22 protein-coding genes are annotated in these 26448 nt (G+C 70.4%); 5 read left to right on the top strand and 17 right to left on the bottom strand.

Annotated elements, in window-relative coordinates; translation table 11 throughout:
- Position 1: 1 nt before the first annotated feature.
- The 3 genes from AB0H21_RS26700 to AB0H21_RS26710 all read right to left on the bottom strand — a co-directional run bounded on the left by AB0H21_RS26700 (position 2) and on the right by AB0H21_RS26710 (position 6242).
- Positions 2-2932, bottom strand: coding sequence for a helicase-related protein (locus AB0H21_RS26700; protein ID WP_358521571.1), 2931 nt, complete (start codon positions 2930-2932; stop codon positions 2-4).
- A gap of 313 nt (positions 2933-3245) precedes the next feature.
- Positions 3246-5039 carry an endonuclease/exonuclease/phosphatase family protein gene (locus tag AB0H21_RS26705; RefSeq protein ID WP_358521573.1) on the bottom strand — a complete coding sequence of 598 codons (1794 nt, stop codon included), beginning with the start codon at positions 5037-5039 and terminating at the stop codon, positions 3246-3248.
- A gap of 318 nt (positions 5040-5357) precedes the next feature.
- Positions 5358-6242 (bottom strand): YegS/Rv2252/BmrU family lipid kinase, encoded by an 885-nt coding sequence (locus tag AB0H21_RS26710; protein WP_358521575.1) that lies wholly within the window; start codon positions 6240-6242, stop codon positions 5358-5360.
- A 171-nt stretch (positions 6243-6413) separates the two neighbouring features.
- Between AB0H21_RS26710 and AB0H21_RS26715 the strand changes: the two genes are divergently transcribed.
- Positions 6414-6893, top strand: a complete 480-nt coding sequence (locus AB0H21_RS26715; RefSeq protein ID WP_358521576.1) for a hypothetical protein — start codon at positions 6414-6416, stop codon at positions 6891-6893.
- Positions 6894-7067: 174 nt separating this feature from the next.
- Here the strand turns inward: AB0H21_RS26715 and tatC are convergent, their stop codons facing one another.
- From tatC to AB0H21_RS26740, 5 genes are all read right to left on the bottom strand, one after another.
- Positions 7068-7931 (bottom strand): twin-arginine translocase subunit TatC, encoded by an 864-nt coding sequence (gene tatC, locus AB0H21_RS26720; RefSeq protein ID WP_358521578.1) that lies wholly within the window; start codon positions 7929-7931, stop codon positions 7068-7070.
- Between the two features lie 56 nt (positions 7932-7987).
- Complete coding sequence (gene tatA / locus AB0H21_RS26725) at positions 7988-8350, bottom strand: Sec-independent protein translocase subunit TatA (protein WP_358521580.1); 363 nt, start codon at positions 8348-8350, stop codon at positions 7988-7990.
- Between the two features lie 66 nt (positions 8351-8416).
- Positions 8417-8605: a hypothetical protein gene (locus AB0H21_RS26730; RefSeq protein ID WP_358521582.1), complete on the bottom strand. Its 189-nt coding sequence runs from the start codon at positions 8603-8605 to the stop codon at positions 8417-8419.
- A 70-nt stretch (positions 8606-8675) separates the two neighbouring features.
- On the bottom strand, positions 8676-9632 hold the full coding sequence (locus AB0H21_RS26735; RefSeq protein WP_358521584.1) for a WYL domain-containing protein: 957 nt from the start codon (positions 9630-9632) through the stop codon (positions 8676-8678).
- Positions 9629-10573: a WYL domain-containing protein gene (locus AB0H21_RS26740; RefSeq protein ID WP_358521586.1), complete on the bottom strand. Its 945-nt coding sequence runs from the start codon at positions 10571-10573 to the stop codon at positions 9629-9631. The genes AB0H21_RS26735 and AB0H21_RS26740 overlap by 4 nt, the downstream gene beginning before the upstream one ends.
- Before the next feature lie 37 nt (positions 10574-10610).
- Here AB0H21_RS26740 and AB0H21_RS26745 point away from each other — a divergent pair, with 37 nt between their 5' ends.
- Entirely contained in the window at positions 10611-11711 is a 1101-nt protein-coding gene (locus AB0H21_RS26745) for a DUF3866 family protein (RefSeq protein ID WP_358521587.1), read from the top strand.
- Between the two features lie 283 nt (positions 11712-11994).
- On the opposite strand, the gene AB0H21_RS26750 is transcribed toward AB0H21_RS26745, so the two are convergent.
- The 5 genes from AB0H21_RS26750 to AB0H21_RS26770 all read right to left on the bottom strand — a co-directional run bounded on the left by AB0H21_RS26750 (position 11995) and on the right by AB0H21_RS26770 (position 17648).
- A complete protein-coding gene (locus AB0H21_RS26750; RefSeq protein ID WP_358521589.1) occupies positions 11995-12948 on the bottom strand; it encodes an FKBP-type peptidyl-prolyl cis-trans isomerase in 954 nt (317 codons plus the stop codon).
- A gap of 311 nt (positions 12949-13259) precedes the next feature.
- Positions 13260-14618, bottom strand: a complete 1359-nt coding sequence (pafA, locus tag AB0H21_RS26755) for a Pup--protein ligase (RefSeq protein WP_358521592.1) — start codon at positions 14616-14618, stop codon at positions 13260-13262.
- 392 nt (positions 14619-15010) lie between these two features.
- Positions 15011-15796, bottom strand: coding sequence for a proteasome subunit alpha (prcA, locus tag AB0H21_RS26760; protein WP_358522022.1), 786 nt, complete (start codon positions 15794-15796; stop codon positions 15011-15013).
- Positions 15797-15835: 39 nt separating this feature from the next.
- Positions 15836-16663 carry a proteasome subunit beta gene (prcB, locus tag AB0H21_RS26765; protein ID WP_358522024.1) on the bottom strand — a complete coding sequence of 276 codons (828 nt, stop codon included), beginning with the start codon at positions 16661-16663 and terminating at the stop codon, positions 15836-15838.
- A 775-nt stretch (positions 16664-17438) separates the two neighbouring features.
- Positions 17439-17648: a ubiquitin-like protein Pup gene (locus AB0H21_RS26770; RefSeq protein ID WP_358521594.1), complete on the bottom strand. Its 210-nt coding sequence runs from the start codon at positions 17646-17648 to the stop codon at positions 17439-17441.
- 232 nt (positions 17649-17880) lie between these two features.
- Here AB0H21_RS26770 and AB0H21_RS26775 point away from each other — a divergent pair, with 232 nt between their 5' ends.
- Entirely contained in the window at positions 17881-18351 is a 471-nt protein-coding gene (locus AB0H21_RS26775; protein ID WP_358521596.1) for a hypothetical protein, read from the top strand.
- 121 nt (positions 18352-18472) lie between these two features.
- Entirely contained in the window at positions 18473-19354 is an 882-nt protein-coding gene (locus AB0H21_RS26780; RefSeq protein WP_358521598.1) for a serine/threonine-protein kinase, read from the top strand.
- 55 nt (positions 19355-19409) lie between these two features.
- Here the strand turns inward: AB0H21_RS26780 and dop are convergent, their stop codons facing one another.
- The 3 genes from dop to AB0H21_RS26795 all read right to left on the bottom strand — a co-directional run bounded on the left by dop (position 19410) and on the right by AB0H21_RS26795 (position 23961).
- Positions 19410-20927 (bottom strand): depupylase/deamidase Dop, encoded by a 1518-nt coding sequence (gene dop, locus AB0H21_RS26785; RefSeq protein WP_358521600.1) that lies wholly within the window; start codon positions 20925-20927, stop codon positions 19410-19412.
- A 187-nt stretch (positions 20928-21114) separates the two neighbouring features.
- Complete coding sequence (gene arc / locus AB0H21_RS26790; protein ID WP_358521602.1) at positions 21115-22878, bottom strand: proteasome ATPase; 1764 nt, start codon at positions 22876-22878, stop codon at positions 21115-21117.
- A gap of 222 nt (positions 22879-23100) precedes the next feature.
- Entirely contained in the window at positions 23101-23961 is an 861-nt protein-coding gene (locus AB0H21_RS26795; protein ID WP_358521605.1) for a tRNA (adenine-N1)-methyltransferase, read from the bottom strand.
- Positions 23962-24080: 119 nt separating this feature from the next.
- On the opposite strand from AB0H21_RS26795, the gene AB0H21_RS26800 reads away from it, so the two are divergent.
- The gene (locus tag AB0H21_RS26800; RefSeq protein ID WP_358521607.1) at positions 24081-25181 is read left to right on the top strand and encodes a GNAT family N-acetyltransferase; all 1101 of its coding nucleotides are present in this window, start codon (positions 24081-24083) and stop codon (positions 25179-25181) included.
- A 25-nt stretch (positions 25182-25206) separates the two neighbouring features.
- On the opposite strand, the gene AB0H21_RS26805 is transcribed toward AB0H21_RS26800, so the two are convergent.
- A complete protein-coding gene (locus AB0H21_RS26805; RefSeq protein ID WP_358521608.1) occupies positions 25207-26445 on the bottom strand; it encodes an aminotransferase class III-fold pyridoxal phosphate-dependent enzyme in 1239 nt (412 codons plus the stop codon).
- Positions 26446-26448 lie beyond the last annotated feature (3 nt).

Raw genomic sequence — 26448 nt, forward strand, 5'->3', positions numbered from 1 at the left:
CTCAGGCCTCCACGCACACGACGCAGCCCACTGGGTCGGCCGCGCTCACCTCGGCCACCCCGAAGCCGCGGGTCAGCGCGTCCCGTCGCTTGGTGAACTCGGCGTCGACCACCGCTTTGGCCTCCTCGGGGCTGTGGAAGGCGCCGTGCCCCATGTCGGCGAACAGGCCCATCTGGACGAGGTCTCCCACGCTGGAGGCGAACCGGCGCTCGGTCTCGGCCAGTTCGACCTCGTGCCAGCGGTCCAGGTCGCGCCGTACCCGCTCGACTTCGGTGGCCAGGTGGTCCCGTACTCGGTCCGCGTGTGCGGCGAGCCTGCGCACCGCCTCACGTTCGGCGAGCCCGGCGGCATCGTCGAATCCGTCGGCCAGCCGAACACGGGCCCGTTCGACGGTGCTCTCGGTGCCGGCGGTGCCACGCTGCCGGAGCAGCCTGAGGTCAGCGTCCTCATCCTGGCTCGCCGGTCCGCCTGGTGGCACGAAGACCGGGATGAGCGGCTCCTCCAGGATCCGGCCGTCGTCGGAGAGGATCCGGCCCAGGAAGGTGAACAGGTAGCCCTCCGGCGCGCCGGCGACAGGGCGTATCGCCACCCGGTCGGTGATCTGCTCGTCGTACAGTCTGGTGCGCACCCGGTGCAGCACAGCCCGTACCAGGGGGTGGGCGGGGGTCAGGAACGCGATGCCCCGGTTGGACGGGTCGAGGGCGACGGCCCGGCTGAAGGTGGCCTGGAACGGCTCTTGCGGCACCTGAGGATACCGGCCGAGGAACGGGCCGGGGTCGATCTCGATCACCTCGCCAGTGCCTTTCACCCGTCCGGAGCCCTGCATGACGACACCCGTCACCAAGCGGCGGAACTCCTCGAAGTCGGGCAGCAGCCAGCGGGCCCGCTCGCGGGCGGAGTCGGTGTCGGCTTCGGCCTGCTTCTCGTCGCGCATGCCCTGCATGAGGACGAGGGCCCCTGTGCGTTCGAGGTAGTCGCGCACCTGCTGGACGGCACGTTCCAGGCGGGCCTCCAGCTCCTGTTCGGAGACGTCCTCCAGCAGCCCGTCCACCACGTCATTCTGCCCTGCCATGCCGAGCACGTCGCTGCTCGAACCGAGCTGCCTGGCGATCACCGCCAGTTTCTCACGGAGCCGTTGGAGGATCTCCTCGTCACGGGTGTCGGCGAGGTAGAGGTAGCTGATCTCCACGATGTGCGGCTGCCCGTACCGGTCGACACGGCCGTTGCGCTGTTCCAGCCGGTTGGGGTTCCATGGCAACTCGTAGTGCACGATGACGTGCGATGACTCCTGGAGGTTGAGCCCTTCCCCGGCCGCGTCTGTGGCGAGCAGAATCGCGCCCGGTGTGCCGGCGAAACCTTCCAGGACGGTTTTCCGCTTCGCCAGCGGAACGGAGCCGTCGACCCGGAACAGGGGGCCGAGGCCGAGGTTGTCCTCCAGATAGTCCAGCGTGTCGCGGTACTCGGTGAAGATGATGATCCGCTCACCTCGGCGTCCGGCGCGAAAGCCTTCCAGCCATCCGCGCAGTCGCGTCAACTTGCTGTCGTCGCCGGGGCCGAGCGCCGCGACCTGCTCGGTGAGCACGCCGACCAGGCGCCGCTCCTCGCGAAGGTCCTCATCGGGCAGATGCGCCGCGACCCCTTGCAGGGCCAATTCCTCGACGGTGAGCAACTCGGCCTCCGGGAGGGCGACGTCCCCGCGGTATTGCTGCAGTGCGTCCATCCGCCTGCGTCCGGCATGGTCGACGGGTGCCATCCCGAGACTCTGGGCGCGGCGCTCCAGGCTCTTCAGCAGCGCGTGCGGGCTGGACAGGGCGCGCTTGCGCAGCACCTCCAGCGCGAACGCCTGGACGTGGTAGGAGTCGGTGCCGCGCAGGGCCCTGAGCACGCGCTTGGAGTGACCGCGAAGCCGCTGGTGGATCTCCTTCTCCCGGGTCGTCGGCGACACCTCGATCGGCTGCGGAGGGTGGCGGCGGCTGATGGGCTGCGGAGGATCTCCCTTGGCGACGTCGTCCTTCAACCGGCGAACCAGATAGGGACGGACGAGTTCGGTGTCGAGCCGGCCGTCGTCGGCCGCCAGGTGCGGTGACAGGAGCTGGAGCAGGCTGGCGAACGACTCCTGGTACCCGTTGTGCGGTGTCGCGGAGAGCAGCAGCAGCTCACGGCTGTGGTCGGCCAGGGTGCGCGCCAGACGGCTGCGGCCGGTGCCGGACGAACGGCCCTCACCGGCATAGGCCCGTGCCACATGGTGGGCCTCGTCGATGATGACGACGTCGAACTGAGGGGCCGCCGTGATCGCTGACAGGTTGTTCTTGAGGTAGTCGACCGAGGAGACCGCATAGGGAACGGAGGTCCACGGGCTGACCGTGGTCGGGTTGTCGCGGCGCAGCTCCAGCCACTTCTTGCTGTCGACCTTGGCGAACTCCAGGTTGAACCTGAACCGCATCTCCTCGACCCACTGGTCCTGCAGGCCCGCCGGGCAGGCGATGAGCACACGGTCGGCGCGACCGCGCCGCGCCAGCTCCATCAGGACGAGCCCGGCCTCGATGGTCTTGCCGAGACCGACATCGTCGGCGATCAACAGCCTGACCCGCGGCTGCCGGATGCCGGCGAGGACGGGAACGAGTTGGTACGGCTCGACGTCGATCCGACCGTGCTCGACGGCCAGCAGGTCACCACGCCCATGAGCCATGGTGAGCGCGAGGGCGTCATGGAGCTGGGCCAGCACCACGGGATTGCCGGGCTCGAACCGCAACCGCGTCGCCGCCCGAGCCTCCAACGTCGGCTCGGCTCCGGCCAGTACCTTGAGCCGGCGAGGCCCAGGCCGGTCGTCGGTGCGACGCAGATCGAGAAAGGCGCCCTCTCCGGCACCTCGGACATCCTCGATCTCCCACAGCCGGTCCCGGAGCCGCACCCGCATCCCGCGCTCGTACATGCCCCTGAGCTCTCCCCTGTCCCGCCGCGAACACAGACCGCTCAGGTTAGCGGCGCCGAAGACAGCCGTCACCTCGCCGTCACGACCTCGTATGTCTCAGCTGTGCGACGAACTCATGCCATCGACCTGCGCGCGCCGGAGGTGATCGGATCAGACCGCCGGCGGGGCGATCATTCGCAGGGCGCCGAGGACGATCTCTCAGTCGCGAGGGAGGGGGCCGAGGCGCTCGCCGTCGGCGTCGGCGACGACGTCCGGGGCCTGGATCGGGGTCCAGGCCCGTGCGGTGAACGCGCGGGCCCGGGCCTGGAGGGGGTTAGGGGCGGACGCGGACGACCTGGGGGTCGTGGTCGCTGGCGCGGTCGGCGAACTCGGCGTTGACGTGGACCACGTCGTATTCGCGGTCGGCGAGGGCCGCGCTGGTGACGATGTGGTCGAGGACCTGCGAGTTGCCCTCGTACACGTAGCTGTAGCGCTCGCCGGCCGGCAGGGTGGTGATCAGGTCGGTCATCGTGGTGCCGGTGAGCAGGTTGGACATGGTGGCGGAGAACTCGAAGTCGTTGATGTCGCCCAGGACCACGACCCGGGCCGTCGGCTGCACGGCGAAGATCTGCTTGACGAACGTGTTGACGATCGAGGCCTGCTGGCCGCGCTTGGTCTCCGATCCCCGCGACGGCGGCTGCGTGCGCGCGTGGAGCGACTGGTCGCCGCCCTTGGAGCTGAAGTGGTTGGCGATCACGATGACCGTCTTGCCCTGGAACACGAACTCGCCGGCCAGAGGCTTGCGGGTCGCCGACCAGTTGGCGTTGCGCGGGTCGATCCGCCCCGGGGAGAACGACAGCTGCGCCGCGCCGCCGTTCGCGACCACCGAGACCGCGGCGGTGGCGGTGCCGCCGGGCCGGTCGGTGAAGGAGACCCGGGCGGGGTTGAACAGGAAGCCGACGCGGATGTTGCCGCCGGGCTCGCCACCGTCGGCGCCATTCGTGGGGTTGATCTGCCGGAAGGCGTACGCCGGGCCGCCCGCCGCGGTGATCGCGTTGATGAGCTTGGCGTAGGTCTGGTCGGCGGCGACGACGGAATCGTTGACGGGGCCGTTGTTGTCCTGGATCTCCTCCACGGCGAGGATGTCCGGCGAGCGGAGATTCGTGACGATCCCGGCGGCGAGGCGGTCGAACTTGGCCTGCGGGTCGCCCGGGTCGAGGTTCTCCACGTTGTACGTGGCGATCGCGAGCTGGTCGGCGGCCTGCGGGGTGGTGACCTCGGCGGCGAGACCGCCGTTCCGGCGGGCGCCCAGGGTGGTGGCGGCGATCAGGTACCCGCCGAACTGGTCGTAGTCCAGGGGGCCGATGGTGGGCCCGGTGAGGACGTCGCCGACGTTGGCCTGCGGGAGCGGCGAGGACAGCAGGGACATCACCTTGACGCGACCGGAGTTCTGCGAGCTGTAGGAGCCGTAGACGGTACCGCCGCGCGGGGTGGGGTTCTGCGCCGGTTTGGCGGTGACGAACATCTCGTTGTACGCGTTGGTCGCGCCTACCACGCGCGCGTCGTCGATCTGCACCCGCATGCCTTCCAGCGACTCGAACAGATCGAGCGCGTAGGCGGACGGGTTGAGGGCGAGGGTCTCGAGGTTGCCCGAGGGGGCGTAGGCGGCCGGGATCAGCGCGTCGGTGAGGACGACCGGCGCCGGCAGGGGGTTTCCGGTGGAGATCGTCGACCACGATGGCTGGGTCAGCTCGGTGAGCGACTGACCTCCGGCCGTGGAACCGCCGGGGTAGTACTCGCTGACCGTGCCGGTCACGCTGAGCTTGTTGCCGACCGCGGTGGCGGGCGCCGACGATCCGGTGTAGACGAAGATGCCCTCGCTGGTGCGGGGGTCGGCGTCGGGGGCAGGGTCCTGGATCCAGAAGCCCTTGCTCGATCCGGTGGAGCGGATCGCCGTGACGATGCCGGTGACGGTCACATTCTGTAGCGCCGCCTTGCGCGTGGTGCCTTGGATCGCGTGGATGGTGGTGGGGGCCGCCGCCGCGGGCGTGGCGAGCAGCGCCGCCGAGGCGACGACCGCGCACGACAGCAGGCTCACGGTCGTGAGCCGATACCGCGAAGTTCTCACGGGATTCCTCTCTTGGGCGTCTGGTCAGGGGGATGGAAAGGCCAGATGAGCCGCAAGGAGGGTCGCAAGATAGCGGATATGACGAAATGTCAGTTGATGCCGACAGGAATTAGGGGGCATCGTCGAAACGCGCCGCTTACATCGCGGAAAGCCGGGCGACCAGCATCCTCTCCGCGCGAGTACGCGCCCGGCCGCCGTACCGGCCGGGAAACACGACGTGAAGACCTCGCGACATGAGGCGACCGCCTCAGGCCGTCCAGCCGGTCCTGCTGATCCTGCCGGTCCGGAGCCACGCGGGACCGGCCGTCGGATGGGACGTCAGGAGGCCGGGGCGAGGACGCGCAGGGCGCCGGGGACGATCTCGCAGGCGAGTGGGAGGGGGCCGAGGCGCTCGCCGTCGGCGTAGGCGACGACGTCCGGGGCCTGGACCGTCACCTGCCGGGCACGGTGGGTCGTGATGGCGGGGTGGCCGAGGTGGGTGCCCCGGTAGACGCGGGGGAAGACCCGCAGGAACGCCGCCGTGGGCATCGGGCCGACCACGAGCACGTCGAGCAGGCCGTCGTCGGGGACGGCCTGGGGGCACACCCGCATGCCCGCGCCGTAGGAGCCGGTGTTGGCGACGGCCACCAGCATGGCCTCGCGTTCGGCGGTCTCGCCGTCCAGGGTGAGCGTGAAGGGGACGGGCGCGAAGGACCGCAGTTCCTGGAGCATCGCCAGCAGGTACTTGGCCGCGCCGGGCGGGCGGGTGAGCCGGTTGGCCCGCTCGTTGACCTTGGAGTCGAAGCCGCAGGCCATCACCCCGGCGAACCACTCGCCGTCGCCGGTCCTGGCCGCGTCGACCACCCGCGTCCTGCCCGCGGCGACGACGCCGGCTGCCGCCAGCGGGTCCTTGTGGGGGATGCCGAGGGCGGCGGCGATGTCGTTGCCCGTGCCCGCCGGGATGACGCCGAGCGGGACGTCGCTGCCGGCGACGGCCTGGAGCGCCAGGTGCACGAGCCCGTCGCCGCCGAACGCGACCAGCGCCTCCGGCTGTTCGGCGACGGCGGTGCACGCGCGTTCGAGCGCGTCGTCGGCCGAGGAGCCCACGATGACCGACACCGGCCGACCGCCCTCGCGCAGCCGGCGCACGACCGGGTCGAGCAGTCGCAGGGTGCGGCCGCCACGGGCCGCGGGGTTCACGAGGACTACCAACTCACCAGCCACAGCCGGAACCTATAGGTATAGTTCCGGCAAAGCCAGGGACAACAAGCTGAGAATAGGAAGTTCACCCGCACACCACGCGAAATGCGGCTTTCCGGGCCCAGGGCCGGGCCGGTGAACCGGGACCGTCTCTTCGGGGACCTTAACGCTCCGCATTATGGAAAGGCATCGCGCATGGCGGAAGTCGTCAAGGAGTTCTCCGAGCCCAAGGGAATCACGCGGATCTTCGGAGTCGGCGACATGGGTGTGGAGGAGGGCGCCTACCCCGGCGACATGACCATCTGGGACACCGGCCGCCCTGCCGGTAGCGACTGGATGGACATCGGCCCGAACGGCATCACGTTCGACACCGACGCCGAATCCCTCTCCTACGTCAGGTACCAGCTCTGGAGCGGCCCGCCCCCCGCCGAAGAAGGCTGGACCCACACCTGGGAAGGGCCCCTCTACCTGGCCTCCGGGCGGATCGTCGCGATCACCGCGTCGGCGCCCGACGAGGGTGGCGACGGCACCGAATTCGTCCTGCCTCGCCAGGAGACGACCTGGCACACACGCGTACTGGCACGGTACCCCGACACCGACCCGCGGACGGGCTTTCCCCGGCCCGTAGGGGGTCCGGTCCTGTTCAAGCTCCAGTTCTGGCTCGACGACCGCTGACTTCGAGGGCTGCGCGGTCCGGTGACGGCGGCTGTCCCGGGTCATCAAGAACATGTCGACCTTCGCCGGGCGGTTGCGCGGCTCACGGAGGCGGTCCGTTGGACACGACGAAGCCGCCGCACGGGAGAAACATGCGGCGGCGTGGTCGGTTCGGCCGGCCGGTGGTCGGTTCGGCTAGTCCAGAGGCGGGCCGGCGACGGGGCCGTCCAGTTCTTCGGCCAGTTCGCGCTGACGCTGGGCCTCGAGCTGTTCCTTCTTGCGATCGTTGAAGTACATGAAGACCTCCGCGATCAGGAACATGCCGACCATCGGCACCGCCAGCGCCAGCATGGTGATCGGGTCCTGGCTGGGCGTCGCCACGGCGGCGAACACGAACATCAGGAAGATGACCATGCGCTGGTGCTTGCTGACCAGCTTGAACGGCAGCACGCCGATGAGGTTGAGGAACACCATCAGCAGTGGCAGTTCGAACGAGAGCCCGAAGATGACCAGCATCGCCATCATGAACCCGACGTACTGGTCCATGCTGATGAGCGGGATCACGTTGCCGGGGGCGAAGCCCAGCAGCAGGGCCAGGCCCTTGTCCATCGTGAAGTACGCCAGCGCCGCGCCGGCCACGAACAGCGGGACCGCCAGCGCCAGGAACGTGATCGAGTACCGGCGCTCGTTGCGGTAGAGCCCCGGGGTGACGAAGGCCCAGACCTGGTACAGCCAGATCGGCGCGGCCACCACGGCGCCGAACATCAGGGCGACCTGAAGGTTCACCATGAAGCCCTCGAAGACGCCCTGGATCACCAGCGTGCACTCGTCGTTGAGCTTGTGCGCGGCGGGCAGGCGACAGTACGGACCGGTCATGAACGTCCACAACCGGTCGAAGAACACAAAGCCGATCACGGTGCCCACGGCCAGGCCGAGGATGGCCTTGACCAGGCGGTTGCGCAGCTCACGGAGGTGGTCCATGAGCGACATGCGCCCCTCGGAATCGGGGGCGGCAGCCTGGCCGTTATCGGCCGGGCTCGACCGTTTCAGCAGTGCCATCCGGCGTCCCTGTCTTCGCGGGCGGTCAGGTCATGCGGGTCGTGCGGGGCCCGCGCTCAGACGGAGCCCTGGTCCTTGGGGCCCTGGGCGGCGGAGGCGCCGCTGACGGTCGCCTCGCCGACGCGCGCCTGGGAGGTGGTGCGCAGCTTGGCGTTCTCCTCCTCCAGCAGGCGGAGCCGTTCCTCGATGGACGGCGCCGGGGGCTGGAGGGGCTGCGGCTGGACCACGATGGGCTGCGCCGTGGCCTGCGCGGCGGCCTCCCTGGCGTCGTCCTCCTCGTGGAGCTTGGTGGTCTCCTTCTTGAACAACCGCAGCGACTGGCCCAGCGCACGCGCGGTGTCGGGAAGCTTCTTGGCGCCGAAGAGCAGCACCAGGACCAGCCCGATGATGATCAGCTCGGGCACACCCAATCCGGCCATGTCACATCCTTAGAGCAGAGAGACGTGCAATCTCAGGTCGATCGTACGCTCTGCGGGATGGTTACTTCACCCCTCCTGGCCTTTCAATACGCCCGCGGAGGCCGTAGAGGCGGCATGGACGGTCTCGAGACGGCCGGCCGTCCGCTCGATTTCACGTGTCAGACCCCGCACGGCCACCAGCACGCGGGCCGTCAGGACCCCGAGCGGGACCAGTCCGGCGACGGCCAGGCCGACCGTGACGTAGATCCACATCATGAGGTCGCACTTTACCCAAGGCCGGGGTGAAATATCGGGGTTCGATCACATCGCGGGACCGGAACGGTCGTCAGCGGGCCGACTCGTACAGCTTCAGCGCCGCCGACGCCTCCTCACGCACCCGCCGCGCCAGCGGCTCCGGCGCGATCACCCGGCCGCCGTCGCCGAGGCGCAGCGCCAGCCGCACGACCAGCCCCTGGTCGCGGGCGCGCAGCGTCACCCGCAGCCGTCCCTCCCCCAGCTCGGTGACCTCCTCGCACGGGTAGTACTCGGCGACCCAGCGCCCGGCCGGGGTCAGTTCAAGCTCCACCAGTTCGTCGGTCGGCGAGGGCCGGAACACCCCGTCGGTGACGTCGATCGGCTCGGCCTCGGCGGGCGGCTCGGCGGGGACGTCCAGTACCTCGACGCCGATCATGCGGTCGAGCCGGAACAGCCGCATGCCGTCGGCGCGGTAGCACCAGCCCTCCAGGTAGGAGCGCCCGTCGACCATCACCAGCCGGGTCGGGTCGACCTCGCGGGGCGTGATCTCGTCGCGTCCCGGCACGTAGTAGCGCAGGGACAGCCGGCGCCGCCGGCGCAGGGCGTCGGTGGCCGTGGTCATGGCGTCGGGGGCGGCGTCCAGCTCGAAGGCGACCTGGCTGCTGACCGCCGCCGCGCCCTCGCCCGCCGCGCTCTCCAGCTTGGCGACCACGCGGGCCAGCGCCTCGCTGTCCTCGAACTCGGGCAGCTCGGCGAGCATGCGCAGCGCGACCAGCAGCGCGCTGGCCTCGTCGACGCCGAGGCGCAGCGGACGGGCGATGGTCTCGGCGTTGTCGATGAGGATCTCGCCGCCGTCCCAGGAGACGTCGATGAGGTCGCCGGGGGTGTGTCCGGGCAGCCCGCACATCCAGACGAGCTGCAGGTCGTCGATGAGCTGCTTCTCGGTCAGGCCGAACAGCTTGGCGACCTCCGGGACCTGCGCGCCCGGGTGGGACATGAGGTACGGCACCAGGGCCAGGAGCCTCGGCAGCCGGTCGGCGCTGCTCACGCCAGTGCTCCCTTCAGCCTGCGGATGACCGCCTCCCGGAGGTCCGGGGGGTCGAGGACCTCGACGTCGGACGCGAAGCCGACGATCGACCCGGCGATCCACTCGGGGTCGGCGAAGTCGAGCGTCACGACGTCCCAGCCGTCGTCACCGGGCCGCACGGTGCCCGACTGCCGCAGCCACTGGCAGGTGCCCGCGCGGACGCGGACGGTTGCCGCCCGCTCGGGCAGCAGGCTGTCGCGGTGGCCGACCATGGAGCGGATGTCCACGTCGTCCGGCACCGTGACCGCGCCCGGGCGCCCGGCCGGCGTGACCGGGCCGCTGATCCTGCTGAGCCGGAACACGCGCGGGGCGCGGCGCTCGCGGTCGTGGCCGACGAGGTACCAGCGGCCGCGGCGGCTCACCACGCCCCAGGGCTCGACGGTGCGGGTGAGCAGGACCTCGCTGCCGGCGGCGCGGTAGTCGAAGCGGACGACCCGGCGGTCGCGCACGGCCTCCCACAGGGCCGGGAAGGCGGGGTCGCGCGTGTCCACGCGCAGCTCCAGCGGCCCGGCGGCGGACTCGTCGGTCTGCACTCCCCCGGCCCTGAGCTTGAGCAGCGCGCCGCTCGCGGCCCCGGCGAGGGTCGCCCGCTGCCAGACCTGGGCGGCCAGGCCGAGCACGGCCGCCTCGTCGGCCTCCAGCGTGATCTCGGGCAGCTCGTACGCCTCGCGCTCGATGCGGTACCCGGGCTCGTCCTCCCATGGGTCCTTGTGCACCTGGACGGGGATGCCGATCTCGCGCAGCTCGGTCTTGTCGCGTTCGAACATGCGCTGGAAGGCCTCGTCGTTGCCGGCGTCGTAACCGGGCACGGCATGGCGGATCTGCTCCGCGCTGAGCGGGCGCCGGGTGGCGAGCAGGCAGATGACGAGGTTCAGCAGCCGCTCGGTCTTCCGCCGGGACATCGGGCCTCCCTTCTCATGGTGACGCTACCCTTGCCGGGTGATCAGGTGGCGCAAGGGCGAGGTACTGTCGGTCCGGCGCGAGTGGCCGGGGGCGATCGAACTTCAGGTGAGCCTTCCCGAGGGGGAATGCCGGGCGCTGGCCTACCCGCGGCTGGTGGGCCGCCCGGAGCCGGGCGACACGGTGGTGCTCAACACGACCGCGCTCGCCATGGGCCTCGGTACTGGAGGCTATGCCATGGTAGTGGCCGTACCGGATCGTTTGCCCGAAGATCCGCAAGGACCGGGCCACCTGGTCAAGGCACGGTACACCCCGCTGCAGGCGACGGTGCTCGGCGCCGACGAACAGGACTCCCCGTTCCACGACGTTCTGCGCGACGCGGACTCCGTGGACGGCATGCCGGTGGTCGTGGCCGACCTGCACTCGGCCCTGCCCGCCATCCTGTGCGGGCTGTACGGTTCGCGGCCCCCGGGGGGCGAGGGCGCCTCTCCGCCGGCGGGGGCGCCGAAGGTGGCCTACGTGATGCTGGACGGCGGCGCGCTGCCGGGCTGGTTCTCCATGTCCGCCGCGCGGCTGCGCGAGGCCGGGTGGCTGTGCGGCGTGGTCACGACCGGCCAGTCCTTCGGCGGGGACGTCGAGACGGTGACCGTCCACACCGGCCTGCTCGCGGCCCGGCACGTCCTCGGCGCCGACGTGGCCGTCGTCACCCAGGGGCCGGGCAACCTCGGCACCGGCACGCGCTGGGGCTTCTCGGGCGTCTCGGCGGGCGAGGCCGTCAACGCGGCGGCCGTCCTCGGCGGGCGCCCGGTGGCGGCGCTGCGGGTGAGCGAGGGCGACCTGCGCGAGCGCCACATCGGCGTCTCCCACCACTCCCTGACCGCCTACGGCCGGGTGGCGCTGGCGCCCGCGCAGGTGGTGGTTCCGGAGCTTCCGGGCGGGTTCGGGGACCGGGTGAGAGAGCAGGCCGCGGTGCTGGCCGGCCGCCACGAGCTGGTCCGCGTGCCGGTGGACGGCCTGGAGGAGGCGCTCCGGCGAAGCCCGGTGAAGCTGTCCACGATGGGCCGCGGTCTGGACGAGGACCTCGCGGGCTTCCTGGCCTCGGCCGCCGCCGGCCGCCACACCGCCTCCCTGCTCGCCTGACCGCCGTGATTCACCGATCGCGATGAGCTCGTACCCTCGCGACCGGCGGCCTCGGGAGACGTCCCCGGGACGCGAGAACCGGCAGCTTGGCACACCTCACATGACGTTTCGCACATGAGCGGATTCGCCTAGCCGGGGAGCCGGCGAAAGTTCACGACGCCGCCTGTCTCGACCGGGGCCGGCTCCCCTTGGTTCGTTCGCCCATGCGTGGGCTCGAAGGCGTGCGTACCCACGAGCCCATCGACACGACCCCCCGCGCTGGGCGGGCCGGCGCCCCTGAGGGTCAGTAAGCTCCCAGCACGTCCACCACGAAGACCAGGGTGTCGGTGCCCTTGATCTTGTCGCCCTGGCCGGCCTTGCCGTAGCCGAGGTCCGGCGGGATGGAGACGAGCATGCGGCTGCCCACCGGGACGCCGACCAGACTCTGGTCCCAGCCCTTGATGACCTTGCCGACGCCGATCGGGAACATGATCGGCTGGCCGCGGCCCCAGCTGCTGTCGAACTCGGTGTCGGTGCCCCAGATCTTGCCGGTGTAGTGGACGAGGATCGTCTGCCCCGACTTGACCACCGGCCCGGTGCCCTTGATCACCGTCTTGCTGACGAGTTCCTTGGGCGCGGGGGCGTCGGTCTTGGTGGTCAGCTTGGGAGCCTGGTCGCCGCCGGGGTTCTGAAGGGTGACGCCCTTGACCCCCGGGTCGGTGGCGGTGCCCTGGGCGGCCTTGGCGGTGGGGACGCCCAACACGTCCACGATGTAGACGCTGGCGATGGAGGTGTCGGCGCCCTGCGACTTGGCCTGCTCCAACTGCTCGGCGGTCAGGCTGTCCTTGGCGACGACGGCGAGGAAGCGGCCGCCGGGCTTGCTGTCCTGGAACGCCTTGTGCACGACCGAGGGCAGCTTGTTGTCGACGGTGATGAGCTGCGGCGCGCCCTCGTCGTAGGTGGAGCCGGACTGGGCGTTGGTCTTGCCGTCCCAGCTGTAGGCGGTGAGGTTGGCGACGACCGCGTCGCCGTCCTTGAGCTGCGCGCCCTGGCCGGCGGTGATCGTCTGGGACGAGGACGTCGCGGGCGGCTTGCCCGAGGGGAAGGTGACCTGCGGTTTCTTCCCGAACTCACCGGCGACCTTGACGCCCGAGGACGCGCCGGATGAGCCCCCTGTCTTGGCGGTGACGTCGCCGCCGTTGCCGCAGGCGGCGGCGAACAGCAGCGGAAGGGCGGCGAGAAGGGCCAGTCGGCGCATGGGTATCCCTCGGAGAGGCGTCACGTTCGCGTAACACTACCCGACGGCCACGACCATGAGGATCACACGGCCCGATCTTGCCGAAGCGTGACCTTACCTTCGTAAACCCTTCTCGCGGAGACACATCGGCCGCTCGGGACACACGCAGGACATACGCGGGGCAGCCACAGGGAACGCCCGGGTAAAGCCGGGGACGGCGGACGCGCACAGGCCCCGCGAGCCTTCGTCCGGGTGAAAGTTTCACGTCCGGCCCCGCCGGCCCGCCGACGCCGGGGCGAGGGCGGGCCGGAGCGGGAGAGGCGCAGTGCGGCTCACATGCCGGCGATCAGCTTGTCGACCCTCTCGTCCACGCTGCGGAACGGGTCCTTGCACAGGACCGTGCGCTGGGCCTGGTCGTTCAGCTTGAGGTGCACCCAGTCGACGGTGAAGTCGCGCCGCTTCTCCTGCGCCTTGCGGATGAACTCGCCGCGCAGCCGCGCCCGCGTGGTCTGCGGCGGCACCGACTTGGCCTCGAAGATCTTCAGGTCCGAGGCCACCCGCTCCACGGCGCCGCGCCGCTGCAGCAGGTAGAACAGCCCCCGCTTGCGGTGCACGTCGTGGTAGGCGAGGTCGAGCTGGGCCACCCTGGGCGAGGACAGCGGCAGGTCGTACTTGTTGCGGTAGCGCTCGATGAGCTGGTACTTGGTGACCCAGTCGATCTCGCGCGACACCAGGTCCAGGTCGCCGGTCTCGACGGCGCGCAGCGTGCGCTCCCACAGCTCCAGCACCCTGCGCGTGGTCGCGTCACCACCCCGCCGCTCGACGAAGTCGCGGGCCTTGGACAGGTACTCCTGCTGGATCTCCAGCGAGGACGCCTCGCGGCCGTTGGCCAGGCGCACGCGCCTGCGGCCGGTCATGTCGTGGGAGACCTCGCGGATCGCCCGGATGGGGTTCTCCAGGCTGAGGTCGCGCATGACCGTGCCGGCCTCGACCATGCGCAGCACCAGGTCGGTGGCGCCGACCTTGAGCAGCATGGTGGTCTCGCTCATGTTGGAGTCGCCGACGATGACGTGCAGCCGGCGAAAGCGCTCGGCGTCGGCGTGGGGCTCGTCCCGGGTGTTGATGATCGGGCGGGACCGGGTGGTCGCGCTCGACACCCCCTCCCAGATGTGCTCGGCGCGCTGCGAGACGCAGTACACCGCGCCGCGCGGCGTCTGGAGCACCTTGCCCGCGCCACAGATGATCTGCCGGGTCACCAGGAAGGGGATCAGGACGTCGGCGAGGCGGCCGAACTCGCCGTGCCGGCCCACCAAATAGTTCTCGTGGCAACCGTAGGAGTTGCCGGCCGAGTCGGTGTTGTTCTTGAAGAGGTAGATGTCCCCCGCGATGCCCTCCTCGCGAAGCCGCTTCTCGGCGTCCACGAGCAGGCCCTCGAGGATGCGCTCGCCGGCCTTGTCGTGGGTGACGAGCTCGACGACGTTGTCACATTCGGGGGTGGCGTACTCGGGATGGCTGCCGACGTCGAGGTAGAGGCGGGCGCCGTTTCGGAGGAACACGTTGCTCGATCGGCCCCAGGACACGACTCTGCGGAAGAGATACCGCGCCACCTCGTCCGGGGACAGCCTGCGCTGGCCCCTGAACGTGCAGGTGACGCCGTACTCGTTCTCCAAGCCGAAGATGCGACGATCCATCACATCACACTATGTTCTCCGAGCCCGGGAAGGGAGGGATCTTTCCGGGGTTTCGGGGTGAGGACCCCGTGCCAGCACCACCGGGCGGCACTGGATCTCCCCTCGGGCGCATAGATCTCCGTCCCGTTGACCGAGGGCCCCGCCCCGGAGCGCGTGCGGGTGGCGCCTGCGGGCGTGCTCCTCGGTGGCGCCGTCCGGGTACTCGACGGTGACGCAGGGCCTCGGTCCGCACGGCCGTCTCGGTCTGGGCGTCGACGACCGAGAACGCGCGCTTCCCGAAACGTCGCCCCGGAAACACCGCGTCCCGGCCCCCTCTCGCGGCGGGGACCGGGACGAATTTCGGTCAGGATCGGCGCCGGCCGAATCCGGACGGGTGGGCCGTCAGGGCGGCGTCACCCACCGGACCCGGTGTCGATGTCCCCCTCCGGGGCGGTCGCGGGACCGTCGTCGGCCCCCTCCGCCTTCGGCGTCTCGGCCGGCGGGGTGCCGTCGGCGGGCGCGCCGCCGAGGAGCCGCTCCAGGCGCGGGCCCGTCAGCCGCTGGAACTTGCGGTGGTCGCGCGAGCGGTCGAGCACGGCGACCTCGAGCTGGGAGACCGGCGGGCGCTCGCCGCCCGGCTCGGTCAGCGCCGACAGGGCGGCGTCCAGCGCCTCGGTCAGCGGCAGGCCCTCGCGGAAGCGGTCCTTCAGGCGGGCCGCCACGGCGTCGGCGACGCCGCCCATGACCACGAAGCCGTGCTCGTCGGTGACCGAGCCGTCGAACGTCAGGCGGTAGATCTGGTCGCCCTCCGGGGTGTCGCCGACCTCCGCCACGACGAGCTCGACCTCGTACGGCTTGCGCGACTCGGTGAACACCATGCCGAGCGACTGGGCGTACAGGTTCGCCAGCCCCCGGGCGGTGACGTCGCCGCGGTCGTAGGTGTAGCCGTTGATGTCGGCGTAGCGGATGCCGCCGAGGCGCAGCGCCTCGAACTCGTTGTACTTGCCGACCGCGGCGAAGCCGATGCGGTCGTAGATCTCGCTGATCTTGTGCAGCGCCCGGGACGCGTTGGGGGCGACGAACAGAATGCCGTTCTCGTACTGCAGCACCACGACGCTGCGGCCGCGCGCGATGCCCTTCCGCGCGAAATCGGCCTTGTCCCGCATCTCCTGTTCTGGGGACACATATCCAAAGGGCATGGACACCGGTGGTGATCCTCTCGTGGCCGTGGGTTGTGACTAGCGCAGCGGGGCGGTGGGACCGTCGGGGTCGGCCAAGCGGCCGTCGAGGACCTGGCGGACGTACCCCTCGACCTCCTCGTCCGGCAGGCGCCGGAAGCCGTCGGCGTCGATCACGGCCACCAGCGGCCAGATCTTGCGGGTGACGTCGGGGCCGCCGGTCGCCGAGTCGTCGTCGGCGGCGTCGTACAGGGCGTGGACGCACGCGAGGATGGTCTCGTCGGCCGTGGCGCCCTCGCGGTACAGCTTCTTCAGCGCGCCGCGCGCGAACAGCGAGCCCGAGCCGATGGAGGCGTACCTCTGCTGCTCGTACGGGCCGCCGCCGACGTCGTAGCTGAAGATGCGGCCGCCGTCGCGGTCTTCGTCGTAGGCGGCGAACAGCGGCACCACCGCCATGCCCTGCATCGCCATCGGCAGGTTGCCGCGGATCATGGTGGCGAGCCGGTTCGCCTTGCCCTCGACCGACAGCGTGCGGCTCTCGCGCTTCTCGTAGTGCTCCAGCTCGACGCAGTAGAGCCGGGCCAGCTCGATGCCCATGCTCGCCGTGCCCGCGATGCCCATGCACGAGTGGTCGTCGGTGCGGAAGACCTTCTCGATGTCCTTCTGGGAGATGTAGTTGCCCGCGGTGGCCCGCCGGTCGCCGGCCACCACCACGCCGCCCGCGAACGTGGCCGCCACGATGGTGGTCGCGTGCGGGATGCGATCGCCCACGCCGCCACCGCCACCACCGGCCGCCGCCTCAAGCCGCCCCGGGAGCAGCCCTGGAGCGTACGACCCGACGAACTCGGTGAACGATGTCGACCCAGTGTCCAGGAACAGGTTGCTCATCCAGCCCGGCTGTGCTGCCACGCGACTCCCTCCAAAGGACCTTCAGGCTTCTACGCCGACCCTACTCGTGGTGCTGTCGTGGTTGCACTTCCCACGATCAGCTCAGCGCGAACCGCTTTCGCCCATCAAGCCTCATCTTCCACAAAAATAATCTTTACCCCGCAGGCAGGGCGTGTGATTGTCGGGTTGTCGTGACATGCCGACACCCACGCCTCCAGTATCGGGGAGGCCCCTCGTGAACCGGGCGTGAACACCCGTCCTGGACGAAGACGGTCCACGTCCGCCGGCGATCCGCCGCGCGGAGGACCGGCCCCGGGCGCGCGCCCGCGGAGGATCGCCCTTCCGGACGGGAGGCGTCGCCGTGAGGGCCGCAGGGGGCGGCCGTGGGGGGTGGCCGCGGGGCGCCGCCTGTGGTGACGGGCGCGCGCCGGCGGGGTCGTGGCGGCCCTGAATTCAGGGGTACATAGGGGCATGTCCGCCAGGCTCCGGGCTCGGTGCGGAGCGGGCGCTCCAAGCCACCCGGGTCCGGCCGGACATGTTCGGCCGCCGGTTCTGTCAGTACCTCAGTGGGTCACTTCAGTGGGTCACGATTCACCGCTCATGCGTCAAGGCCCCGCCACGGCTCGCCGCCGGGCGCGGGCACCTGCCGCTCCGCCCCTGGGTCGCGCCGGCCGGGTACGCCGACCCGCGCGCGTCATCGGGGCGGAGCGGTTCGCCGAGCGCGGCGCCGGCCGCTCGCCACGTGCCGGCCGCGTACCCGACGTGGACCGGCCGCCTACTGGCCGCCCTTCTGCACGTAGCTGCGGACGAACTCTTCGGCGTTCTCCTCGAGGACCTCGTCGATCTCGTCGAGGATCGCGTCGACGTCGTCGGTGAGCTTCTCCTGACGCTCCTGGACGTCCGAAGACGCCTGTGCCTCGGTCTCCTCGACCTCGGACTCCTGCCGACTGGTGTGCTTCTGACCGCCGGTGTCCTTCGTCGCCATGTGGTACCTCCGCTTGGGGGACGCATCTGACTCATATCTTCCCCGAACCGGACGACAATTCGCGCGGATCATCCTGCGATCTACGCGAGACCGGCTGGAGGAGGCCGTTCTGACAGACAACCTCCCCGGTACGGGCCATGGCAAATCAACTGAAATGGACTGATTTCACCCTCACTGGACAGTAGCCCTATCCAATGATTAGATAGGGTCGCTGTCCAACGAGGAGGAAGTCATGCCCGCAGCTTTCGCGGCGTCCGTAATAGCCGAGGCCGTCCAGTTGTCGTCCGCCCTGCCCGCCATGTCCCCCGCCTCCCTGAGGACCGCGGGCATCCTGCTGATCACCGTCCCCACCGTGGCGATCGGCGGCGCGAGCCTGCTCTCCTTCATCGGGCGGCGCACGCCCGGCTACCTGGACAACCCGGTGCGCCGGGGCCTGTGGCGGGCGGGGCACGCCCACGCGGGCGTCCTGGTGATGTTCGCGCTCCTGGCGATGCTCTACGTCGACCAGGCCGACCTGAGCGACGGGCTCAGGACGCTCGTGCGCCTGCTGTTCGTCGCCGCGCCGATCCTCATGCCCCTCGGGTTCTTCCTGTCGGTGGTCAGGCCGGCAGACACGCGGCCGAACAAGCTGATCTGGCTCACCGGCCTCGGCGGCGTCTCCCTGGCGGCGGCCGCGCTCACCTTGGGCGTCGGGCTCGTGTAGACCAGATCGTTACCTGACCCTTTGGGCATTCTCCGGTGATCCGCCCATAGATATGCCGTTAGAGACGGAAAAATAGAGCGGCTGTGGGGGCAGGGCAGGAAGCGGACTGTGAACGGGTGACATGAGAGCGGACCACGCGCAGCTGCTCGGAGATCGATACCGGCTGATCTCGCCGCTGGGCCAAGGGGGAATGGGGATCGTCTGGCGGGCGCACGACCGCAGGCTCGCGCGCGACGTCGCGATCAAGGAGTTGCGGCCCGGCCGGCACGACGAGGAGTTCGACGTCCGGACGGCCCGCCGCCACGCGCTGCGCGAGGCGCGGTCGGCGGCGCGGCTCAGCCACCCCGCGATCGTCACCGTCCACGACCTGCTGGAGGAGGACGGCCGGCTCTGGATCGTCATGGAGCTGGTCGAGGCGCTGACCCTGCAGGCCACCGCGTGGCACCTCGGCCGGCTGCCCGTGCACTGGACGGCGTGGATCGGCTTCCACCTGCTGAGCGGCCTGCGGCACGCCCACGCCGCCGGCGTGCTCCACCGGGACATCAAGCCCGGCAACGTCCTGCTCACCGGCGAGCGCGTGGTGCTCAGCGACTTCGGAATCGCCGTGCTCCAGGGAGAGCCGTCGACCCACACCAACCCCATGCCGATCGTCGGCTCGCCCGGCTACATCGCCCCCGAGCGGCTGCTCGGGCATCCGGCGACCCAGGCGGCCGACCTGTGGTCGTTCGGGGCGACGCTGTACTTCTCGGTGGAGGGTCACCCACCGGCCACGGGCGGGGACATCCTGGCCGACCGCTCCCCCGAGGAGGCGCGGCCCTCGCGGCGCGCCGGAGCGCTCCGCGGGCTGCTGGAAGGGCTGCTGCGCGCCGACCCCGTGGAGCGGCTCACCAGCGACCAGGCCGCCCTGCTGCTCTCGGAGATCCTGCGCAAGGAGGGCATCGCCGTCCCGCCGATGCGCCTGACCGGCAGCGGCCTGTTCCCGCCCGGCGCCTTTACGATGTAGATCACACACGCCGGGACGGAAACGATCGCGGGGGCCCTGAGCGGGCCCCCGGACCCTACTTCTCGCCCGTGAGGGCGCTCACCAGCTCGGCGGCGGTGCGGCAGCGGTCGAGCAGCTCGCCGACGTGCGCCTTGGTGCCGCGCAGCGGCTCCAAGGTGGGCACGCGCTGGAGCGACTCGCGCCCGGGGATGTCGAAGATCACCGAGTCCCAGGACGCGGCGGCCACCGACTCGCTGTACTGCCGCAGGCACCGGCCGCGGAAGTAGGCGCGGGTGTCGTTCGGCGGCAGCTCGATCGCCCGCTGGACGTCCTCCTCGGTCACCAGGCGCTGCATGCGGTCGCGGGCCACCAGCCGGTTGTACAGGCCGCGGTCGGGACGGATGTCGGAGTACTGCAGGTCGACGAGCTGGAGGCGCGGGTGGGCCCAGGCCAGCCCGTCGCGGGTGCGGTAGCCCTCCAGCAGCTCCAGCTTGGCCACCCAGTCGAGCTCCCGGGAGAGCTGCATCGGATCCTCGGCGAGGCGGGTGAGCACCGACTCCCACCGGTTGAGGACGTCCTTGGTCATGTCGTCCACGGCGGAGCCGAAGCGGTCCTCGACGTACTTGCGGGCCTGCTCGAGGTACTCCATCTGGAGCTGCACGGCGGTCATCTTGCGGCCGTCGCGCAGCGCGATCTCGTACCTGCACGTCGGGTCGTGGGACACCGCCCGCAGCGCCGCCACGGGGCTCTCGACCGACAGGTCGCCGGTGAGGAAGCCGTCCTCGATCATGGCGAGGACCAGCGCGGTGGACCCCAGCTTGAGGTAAGTGGAGATCTCCGACATGTTGGCGTCGCCGATGATGACGTGCAGGCGGCGGTACTTCTCGGGGTCGGCGTGCGGCTCGTCGCGCGTGTTGATGATCGGCCGCTTGAGCGTCGTCTCCAGGCCTACCTCGACCTCGAAGAAGTCGGCCCGCTGGCTGATCTGGAAGCCCTCGCCCCGGGAGTCCTGCCCGATGCCGACCCGGCCGGCGCCGCAGACGACCTGGCGCGACACGAAGAACGGCGTCAGGTGGCGGACGATGTCGGCGAAGGGAGTGGCCCGGCGCATGAGGTAGTTCTCGTGGCAGCCGTAGGACGCGCCCTTGTTGTCGGTGTTGTTCTTGTACAGCTGGATGGGAGCGTTCCCCGGCATGGCCGAGGCGCGGACCGCGGCGTCGTGCATGACCCGCTCGCCCGCCTTGTCCCAGATGACCGCGGCGCGCGGGTTGGTGCACTCGGGCGTGGAGTACTCGGGGTGGGCGTGGTCGACGTACAGCCGCGCCCCGTTGGTCAGGATGACGTTGGCCAGCCCGAGATCCTCGTCGGTGAGCTGCGTTGGGTCGGCGATCTCGCGGGCCAGATCGAAGCCTCGGGCGTCACGAAGTGGATTCTCCTCCTCGAAGTCCCATCTGGCGCGGCGCGCCCGCGCGGCCGAGGCCGCCAGGTAGGCGTTGACCACCTGTGAGGAGGTCACCATCGCGTTCGCGCCCGGCTGCCCGGGTACGGAGATTCCGTACTCGGTCTCGATGCCCATCACCCGCCGTACCGTCACGCTCCCAGCCCTTCATCTGTGCTCTCTCGCACCCGGACCACCGCCGTCGCGTGGCCCGTAATCACGAGCCTAGACCGTCGCGCGGCCGGCGGGACCCTCCGGTCCGCCGCCCGCGCGCCCCTCGGGGAAACGGCGACGGCGCGGCCCCTTGAGGAACCACGCCGTCGCATGCCGGTTGTCAACCAGATCAGAGGTACTGGCCGGTGTTGGCGACCGTGTCGATGGACCGCCCGGCCTCCGTGCCCTGCTTGCCGGAGACGAGGGTGCGGATGTAGACGATCCGCTCGCCCTTCTTCCCGGAGATGCGGGCCCAGTCGTCGGGGTTGGTCGTGTTGGGAAGGTCCTCGTTCTCGCTGAACTCGTCCACGCACGCGGCGAGCAGGTGCGCGATGCGAAGGCCCTTCTGCCCGGTCTCCAGGAACGCCTTGATGGCCATCTTCTTGCCCCGGTCGACGATGTTCTGGATCATCGCGCCGGAGTTGAAGTCCTTGAAGTACAGGACCTCCTTGTCGCCGTTGGCGTACGTCACCTCGAGGAAGCGGTTCTCCTCGCTCTCGGTGTACATGCGCTCGACGACCCGCTGGATCATGCCCGCGACGGTGGCCTCACGGGAGCCGCCGTGCTCGGTCACGTCATCGCCGTGGAGGGGCAGCCCGGCGGTGATGTACTTCGAGAAGATGTCCTTGGCCGCCTCGGCGTCCGGCCGCTCGATCTTGATCTTGACGTCCAGGCGGCCGGGCCGCAGGATCGCCGGGTCGATCATGTCCTCGCGGTTGGAGGCGCCGATGACGATGACGTTCTCCAGGCCCTCGACGCCGTCGATCTCCGACAGCAGCTGGGGGACGATGGTGTTCTCGACGTCGGAGGAGACGCCCGAGCCCCGGGTGCGGAAGATCGAGTCCATCTCGTCGAAGAACACGATCACCGGCGTGCCCTCGGAGGCCTTCTCGCGCGCCCGCTGGAAGACCAGGCGGATGTGCCGCTCGGTCTCGCCGACGTACTTGTTGAGAAGCTCGGGGCCCTTGATGTTGAGGAAGAAGCTCTTGCCGGACTGCCCGGTCTTCTCGGCGACCTGCTTGGCCAGGGAGTTGGCGACCGCCTTGGCGATGAGGGTCTTGCCGCAGCCGGGGGGGCCGTACAGCAGCACGCCCTTCGGCGGGCGCAGGTGGTGCTCGCGGAACAGGTCGGCGTGCAGGTAGGGCAGCTCGATGGCGTCCCTGATCTGCTCGATCTGCCGTGAGAGGCCGCCGATCTCCTTGTAGGAGATGTCGGGGACCTCCTCCAGCACCAGTTCCTCGACCTCGGACTTGGGGATGCGCTCGTAGACATAGCCGGAGCGCGGTTCGAGCAGCAACGAGTCGCCCGCCCGGATCGGCTGGTCGAGCAGGGACTCGGCGAGGCGGACCACGCGCTCCTCGTCGGCGTGCGAGATGACCAGCGCGCGCTGGCCGTCCTCCAGGAGCTCCTTGAGCATCACGATCTCGCCGACGGTCTCGTAGCCGAGCGCCTCGACCACGTTGAGCGCCTCGTTGAGCATGACCTCCTGACCGCGCCTGAGTGACTCGGCGTCGACCGCGGGGCTGACGTTCACGCGGAGCTTGCGGCCGCCGGTGAACACCTCCACGGTGCCGTCGTCGCGGGCTTCCAGGAACACGCCGAAACCGGACGGCGGCTGCGCCAGCCGGTCGACCTCTTCCTTCAGGGCGACGATCTGGTCTCTGGCCTCCTTGAGGGTGGCCACCAGCCTCTCGTTCTGACCGGTGACGGCGGCCAGATTGGCCTGCACCTCATGAAGCCGTTCCTCCAGGACCCTGGCTTGCCGGGGGGACTCGGCCAGCTTCCGGCGCAACGCGGTGATCTCCTCCTGGAGGAAGGAGACCTGAGTTGTGAGGTCAGCGACCTCCCGTTCGCGCTGGGCGGCTCGAGCCTCAGCGTCCTCGCGAGCTGCCACAGTCACCTCCTTCCCAGTCGAGGGCGACTACTCAAGACCCTACCTATCTCGGGGGCATCCGTAACCTGGCCGGGGAGTGTTCGTGTCATTACATCCAGTGTTCAGCGTTTAGGGCCCTATTAGCGGCTCATTGCTAGTAAGCAGCTACGGAAGCGGATCTGTTCCCCGCCCATGCCACTGAGCATGATTGTTTACCGAAACGCCACACCTGGATTCCAGAGGTCATATGGCCGAATCCTCCCCATAAGCGCCCTTGGCAGGACGCCGGCGTCTCGGCGGGGGCGTGACGCCGTCCGCCATGCGACGGGCGATGACGAGGAACCCCGTGTGGCCGACCATGCGGTGACCGGGTCGCACGGCGAGCCCTTCGACATGCCAGTCGCGGACCAAGGTTTCCCACGAATGCGGCTCGGTGAAACTTCCGTGATCACGGAGGCTTTCCACCGTTCGCGACAACTGAGTCGTGGTCGCGACATAACAGCAGATCACACCCCCTGGGGTCAATGCCTTGGCCACCGCGTCCACGCACTCCCACGGAGCCAGCATGTCGAGGATCACCCGGTCGACGTCCGTCTCGTCCAGGGACGCCACCAGATCGCCCACCACCAGCCGCCACCCCTGCATGGGGCCGCCGTAGAACTTCTCGACGTTCTTGCGGGCCACATCCGCGAAATCCTGGCGCCGTTCGTAGGAGGTGACCGTGCCCGACTCGCCGACCGCCCGCAGCAGGAAGCACGTGAGCGCGCCGGACCCGACCCCGGCCTCCACGACCCGCGCCCCGGGGAAGATGTCGGCCATGGCGACGATCTGCGCGCAGTCCTTGGGGTAGACGACGGCCGCGCCGCGCGGCATGGACACCGTGTAGTCCTGCAGCAGGTGGCGGAAGGCCAGGTAGGACGTCCCCCCGGAGGAGCGGACGACCGAGCCCTCGGGCAGGCCGATCAGGTCGTCGTGCGGGATCGATCCCTTGTGCGTATGGAACTGCGCGCCCTCACGGAGCGTCACCGTGTGGCGCTTGTCCTTGGGATCGGTGAGCTGTACCTGATCACCGGGCCGGAACGGCCCGTGCCTGCGAAAACCCATGCCCGCTAGGCTATACTCGCGCGCAACCCACCGGTGATGGACGGCGAGCCTTCTGGGGTGGCCGGGGCCGGTGCGATAAGCGTTCGCCCTCGGCGTCCCGATGCTGGTAGCACTGGAACATGCTCCCCCGCGACACCATCCACGCAGGGCCGATCGTACTACGCCCGCCCGTCGAGGACGACGCCGAGACCATCGCCCGCGCCTGCGCCGACCCCGAGACCGCGCGGTTCCTCCCCACGCTTCCCTTTCCGTACACCCTCGACGACGCGCTTCGGTACATCACCGAGGGGGCGGCCGCCATCTGGAACGCGGGCGGCGCCACCTTCGCGATCGCCGACGCCGCGGGGGGCGGATGGCTGGGCGACATAGAGGTGAAGCCGCCGGGCACCCGGGGTGTGTTCGAGGTCGGGTACCACCTCGCCCCCTGGGCACGCGGCCGGGGCGTGGCCTCGGCCGCGGTCCGGGCGGTGACCGAGTGGGTGTTCGCCCAGGGTGCGCACCGCGTGGAGATCCTGGCCGACGTCGAGAACCTGCCGAGCCAGCGCGTGGCGATGGCGGCGGGCTACCGGCGCGAGGGCGTGCTCCGGGACGCCCGCCCGCGGCGCGGGGGCGGCCACGCCGACATGGTGGCCTTCGCCCGCCTGGCCCGCGACCCCGGCGAGCCGCAGCGCTCCTACCTGCCCGGCCTGCCCGGCGGATCACTGACCGACGGCGTGGTGCGGCTGGAGCCGCTGACCCTGGACGACGTGGACCCCTACCAGGAGATGACGAGCGAGCCGGACTCCTACATCTACATGGTGCCCCCGCAGGTCCCCGACCGCGAGGAGACGGTCCGCCGCTGCCGGTACACCGGCACGTGGTGGCTGTCGGGCGAGCGCGCCGAGATGAGCGTCAGGGACGCCGCGACGGGCGCGTTCGCCGGGCACATCCAGCTCATGAACGTCGTCCCGCCTCTCGATCAGGCCATGATCGGCTACAGCCTGCACAGCCGGTTCCGCGGCCGGGGGTTCATGACCCGGGCGGTGAACCTGCTGGCCGGGTGGGCGTACGAGGCCACGCCGCTGTACCGGCTGGTGGCGGGCACGGCGGCGGTCAACACGGCCTCCCAGCGCGTGCTGGAGCGCGCCGGGTTCACCCGGGAGGCCGTGATCAGAGCGCTGCTGCCGGCCGTCGACGGCAGCCGCCACGACGACATCCAGTGGGTCCGCCTGCGGGACTGACCTCCCGGGCGGCGCGGACCTCTCCTCAGCCGGCGCCGAACTTTGCGCGCAGCCTGGCGAACGCGGCGTCGGTGCCCGCCAGCGCCCGGTCGATGTCGGCGTCGGTGTGCGCCGCGGACATGAACCAGTTGTGCCACGGGTGCAGGTACACGCCCTCGGCGAGGCACGCATCCGCCCAGAACATGCCCTTCTCCAGCGTCGCGTCGCCCTCGAAGGACAGCCACGGGATCTGCGCGGGGCCGGTCTGGCGGACGGTGAACCCGTGCGCGGCGGCCTGCGCGGCGAGGCCCTCGCGCAGGCGGGTGCCCGCGCGCTCCATCAGGGCGACGCCGTCGATGTCCCGGAGGGTCTCGATGGTCGCCTTGGCGGCGGCCATCGCCACGGCCGAGAACCAGAACGAGCCCGTGGAGTACAGGGTCTGGGCGGGACCGCGGAGGGCGTCGGTCCCGGTGATGGCGGCGATGGCGTACCCGTTGGCCATGGCCTTGCTCCACGCCGTCAGGTCGGGGCGGACGCCGAGCGGCTCCCACGAGCCGCGCAGGTCCAGCCGGAACCCCGCGCGGACGTCGTCGATCACCAGCGCGGCGCCGATCCGGTCGGCGAGCGCGCGCAGGCCGCGGGCGAATGCCGGGTCCACCGGCTCCTGGTCCTCGAAGGAGTCGTGCTTGAACGGGGTCACGATGATCGCGGCGACGTCGCCGTCCGCCGACGCGGCGGCGGCCTCCGCGCCCGCGAGGTCGTTGTAGGGGTACTCGACGAGGTCGGCGCGCTCGTTCGGGGTGGTGCCCGCCGTGCTCGGGGTGCACCAGGGGTCGGCCCCGTGGTAGGCGCCGTGGGCGACGAGCACCTTGGCGCGTCCGGTGGCGGCGCGGGCGACCATGAGCGCCTGGGTGGTGGCGTCGGTGCCGTTCTTGGAGAACATGACCCAGTCGGCCGACGGGATGGTGTCCACCATCAGCTCGGCGAGCTCCACCATGATCGGGCCGGGCCCGTTGAGGCAGTCCCCCGAGGCCCGCTGTGCCGCCGCGGCGGCCTCGACCGCCTGGTGGCGGTGGCCGAGGATCACCGGGCCCCAGCTGCACATCAGGTCGACGTACTCGCGCCCGTCGGCGTCCCACTGGCGGCAGCCCTCGCCCCGGACGAAGAACTGCGGGTACGCGGGGGTGAAGATCGCGGCGTTGAGGTGGCCGTACATGCCGCCGGGGACGACCTTGGCGGCCCGCTCGCGCAGGGACGCGTCGCGTCCGGGGGTGGTGTCTGCCATGTG

This window comes from Sphaerisporangium sp. NPDC051011 (assembly GCF_040653595.1).
GTDB lineage: Bacteria > Actinomycetota > Actinomycetes > Streptosporangiales > Streptosporangiaceae > Sphaerisporangium.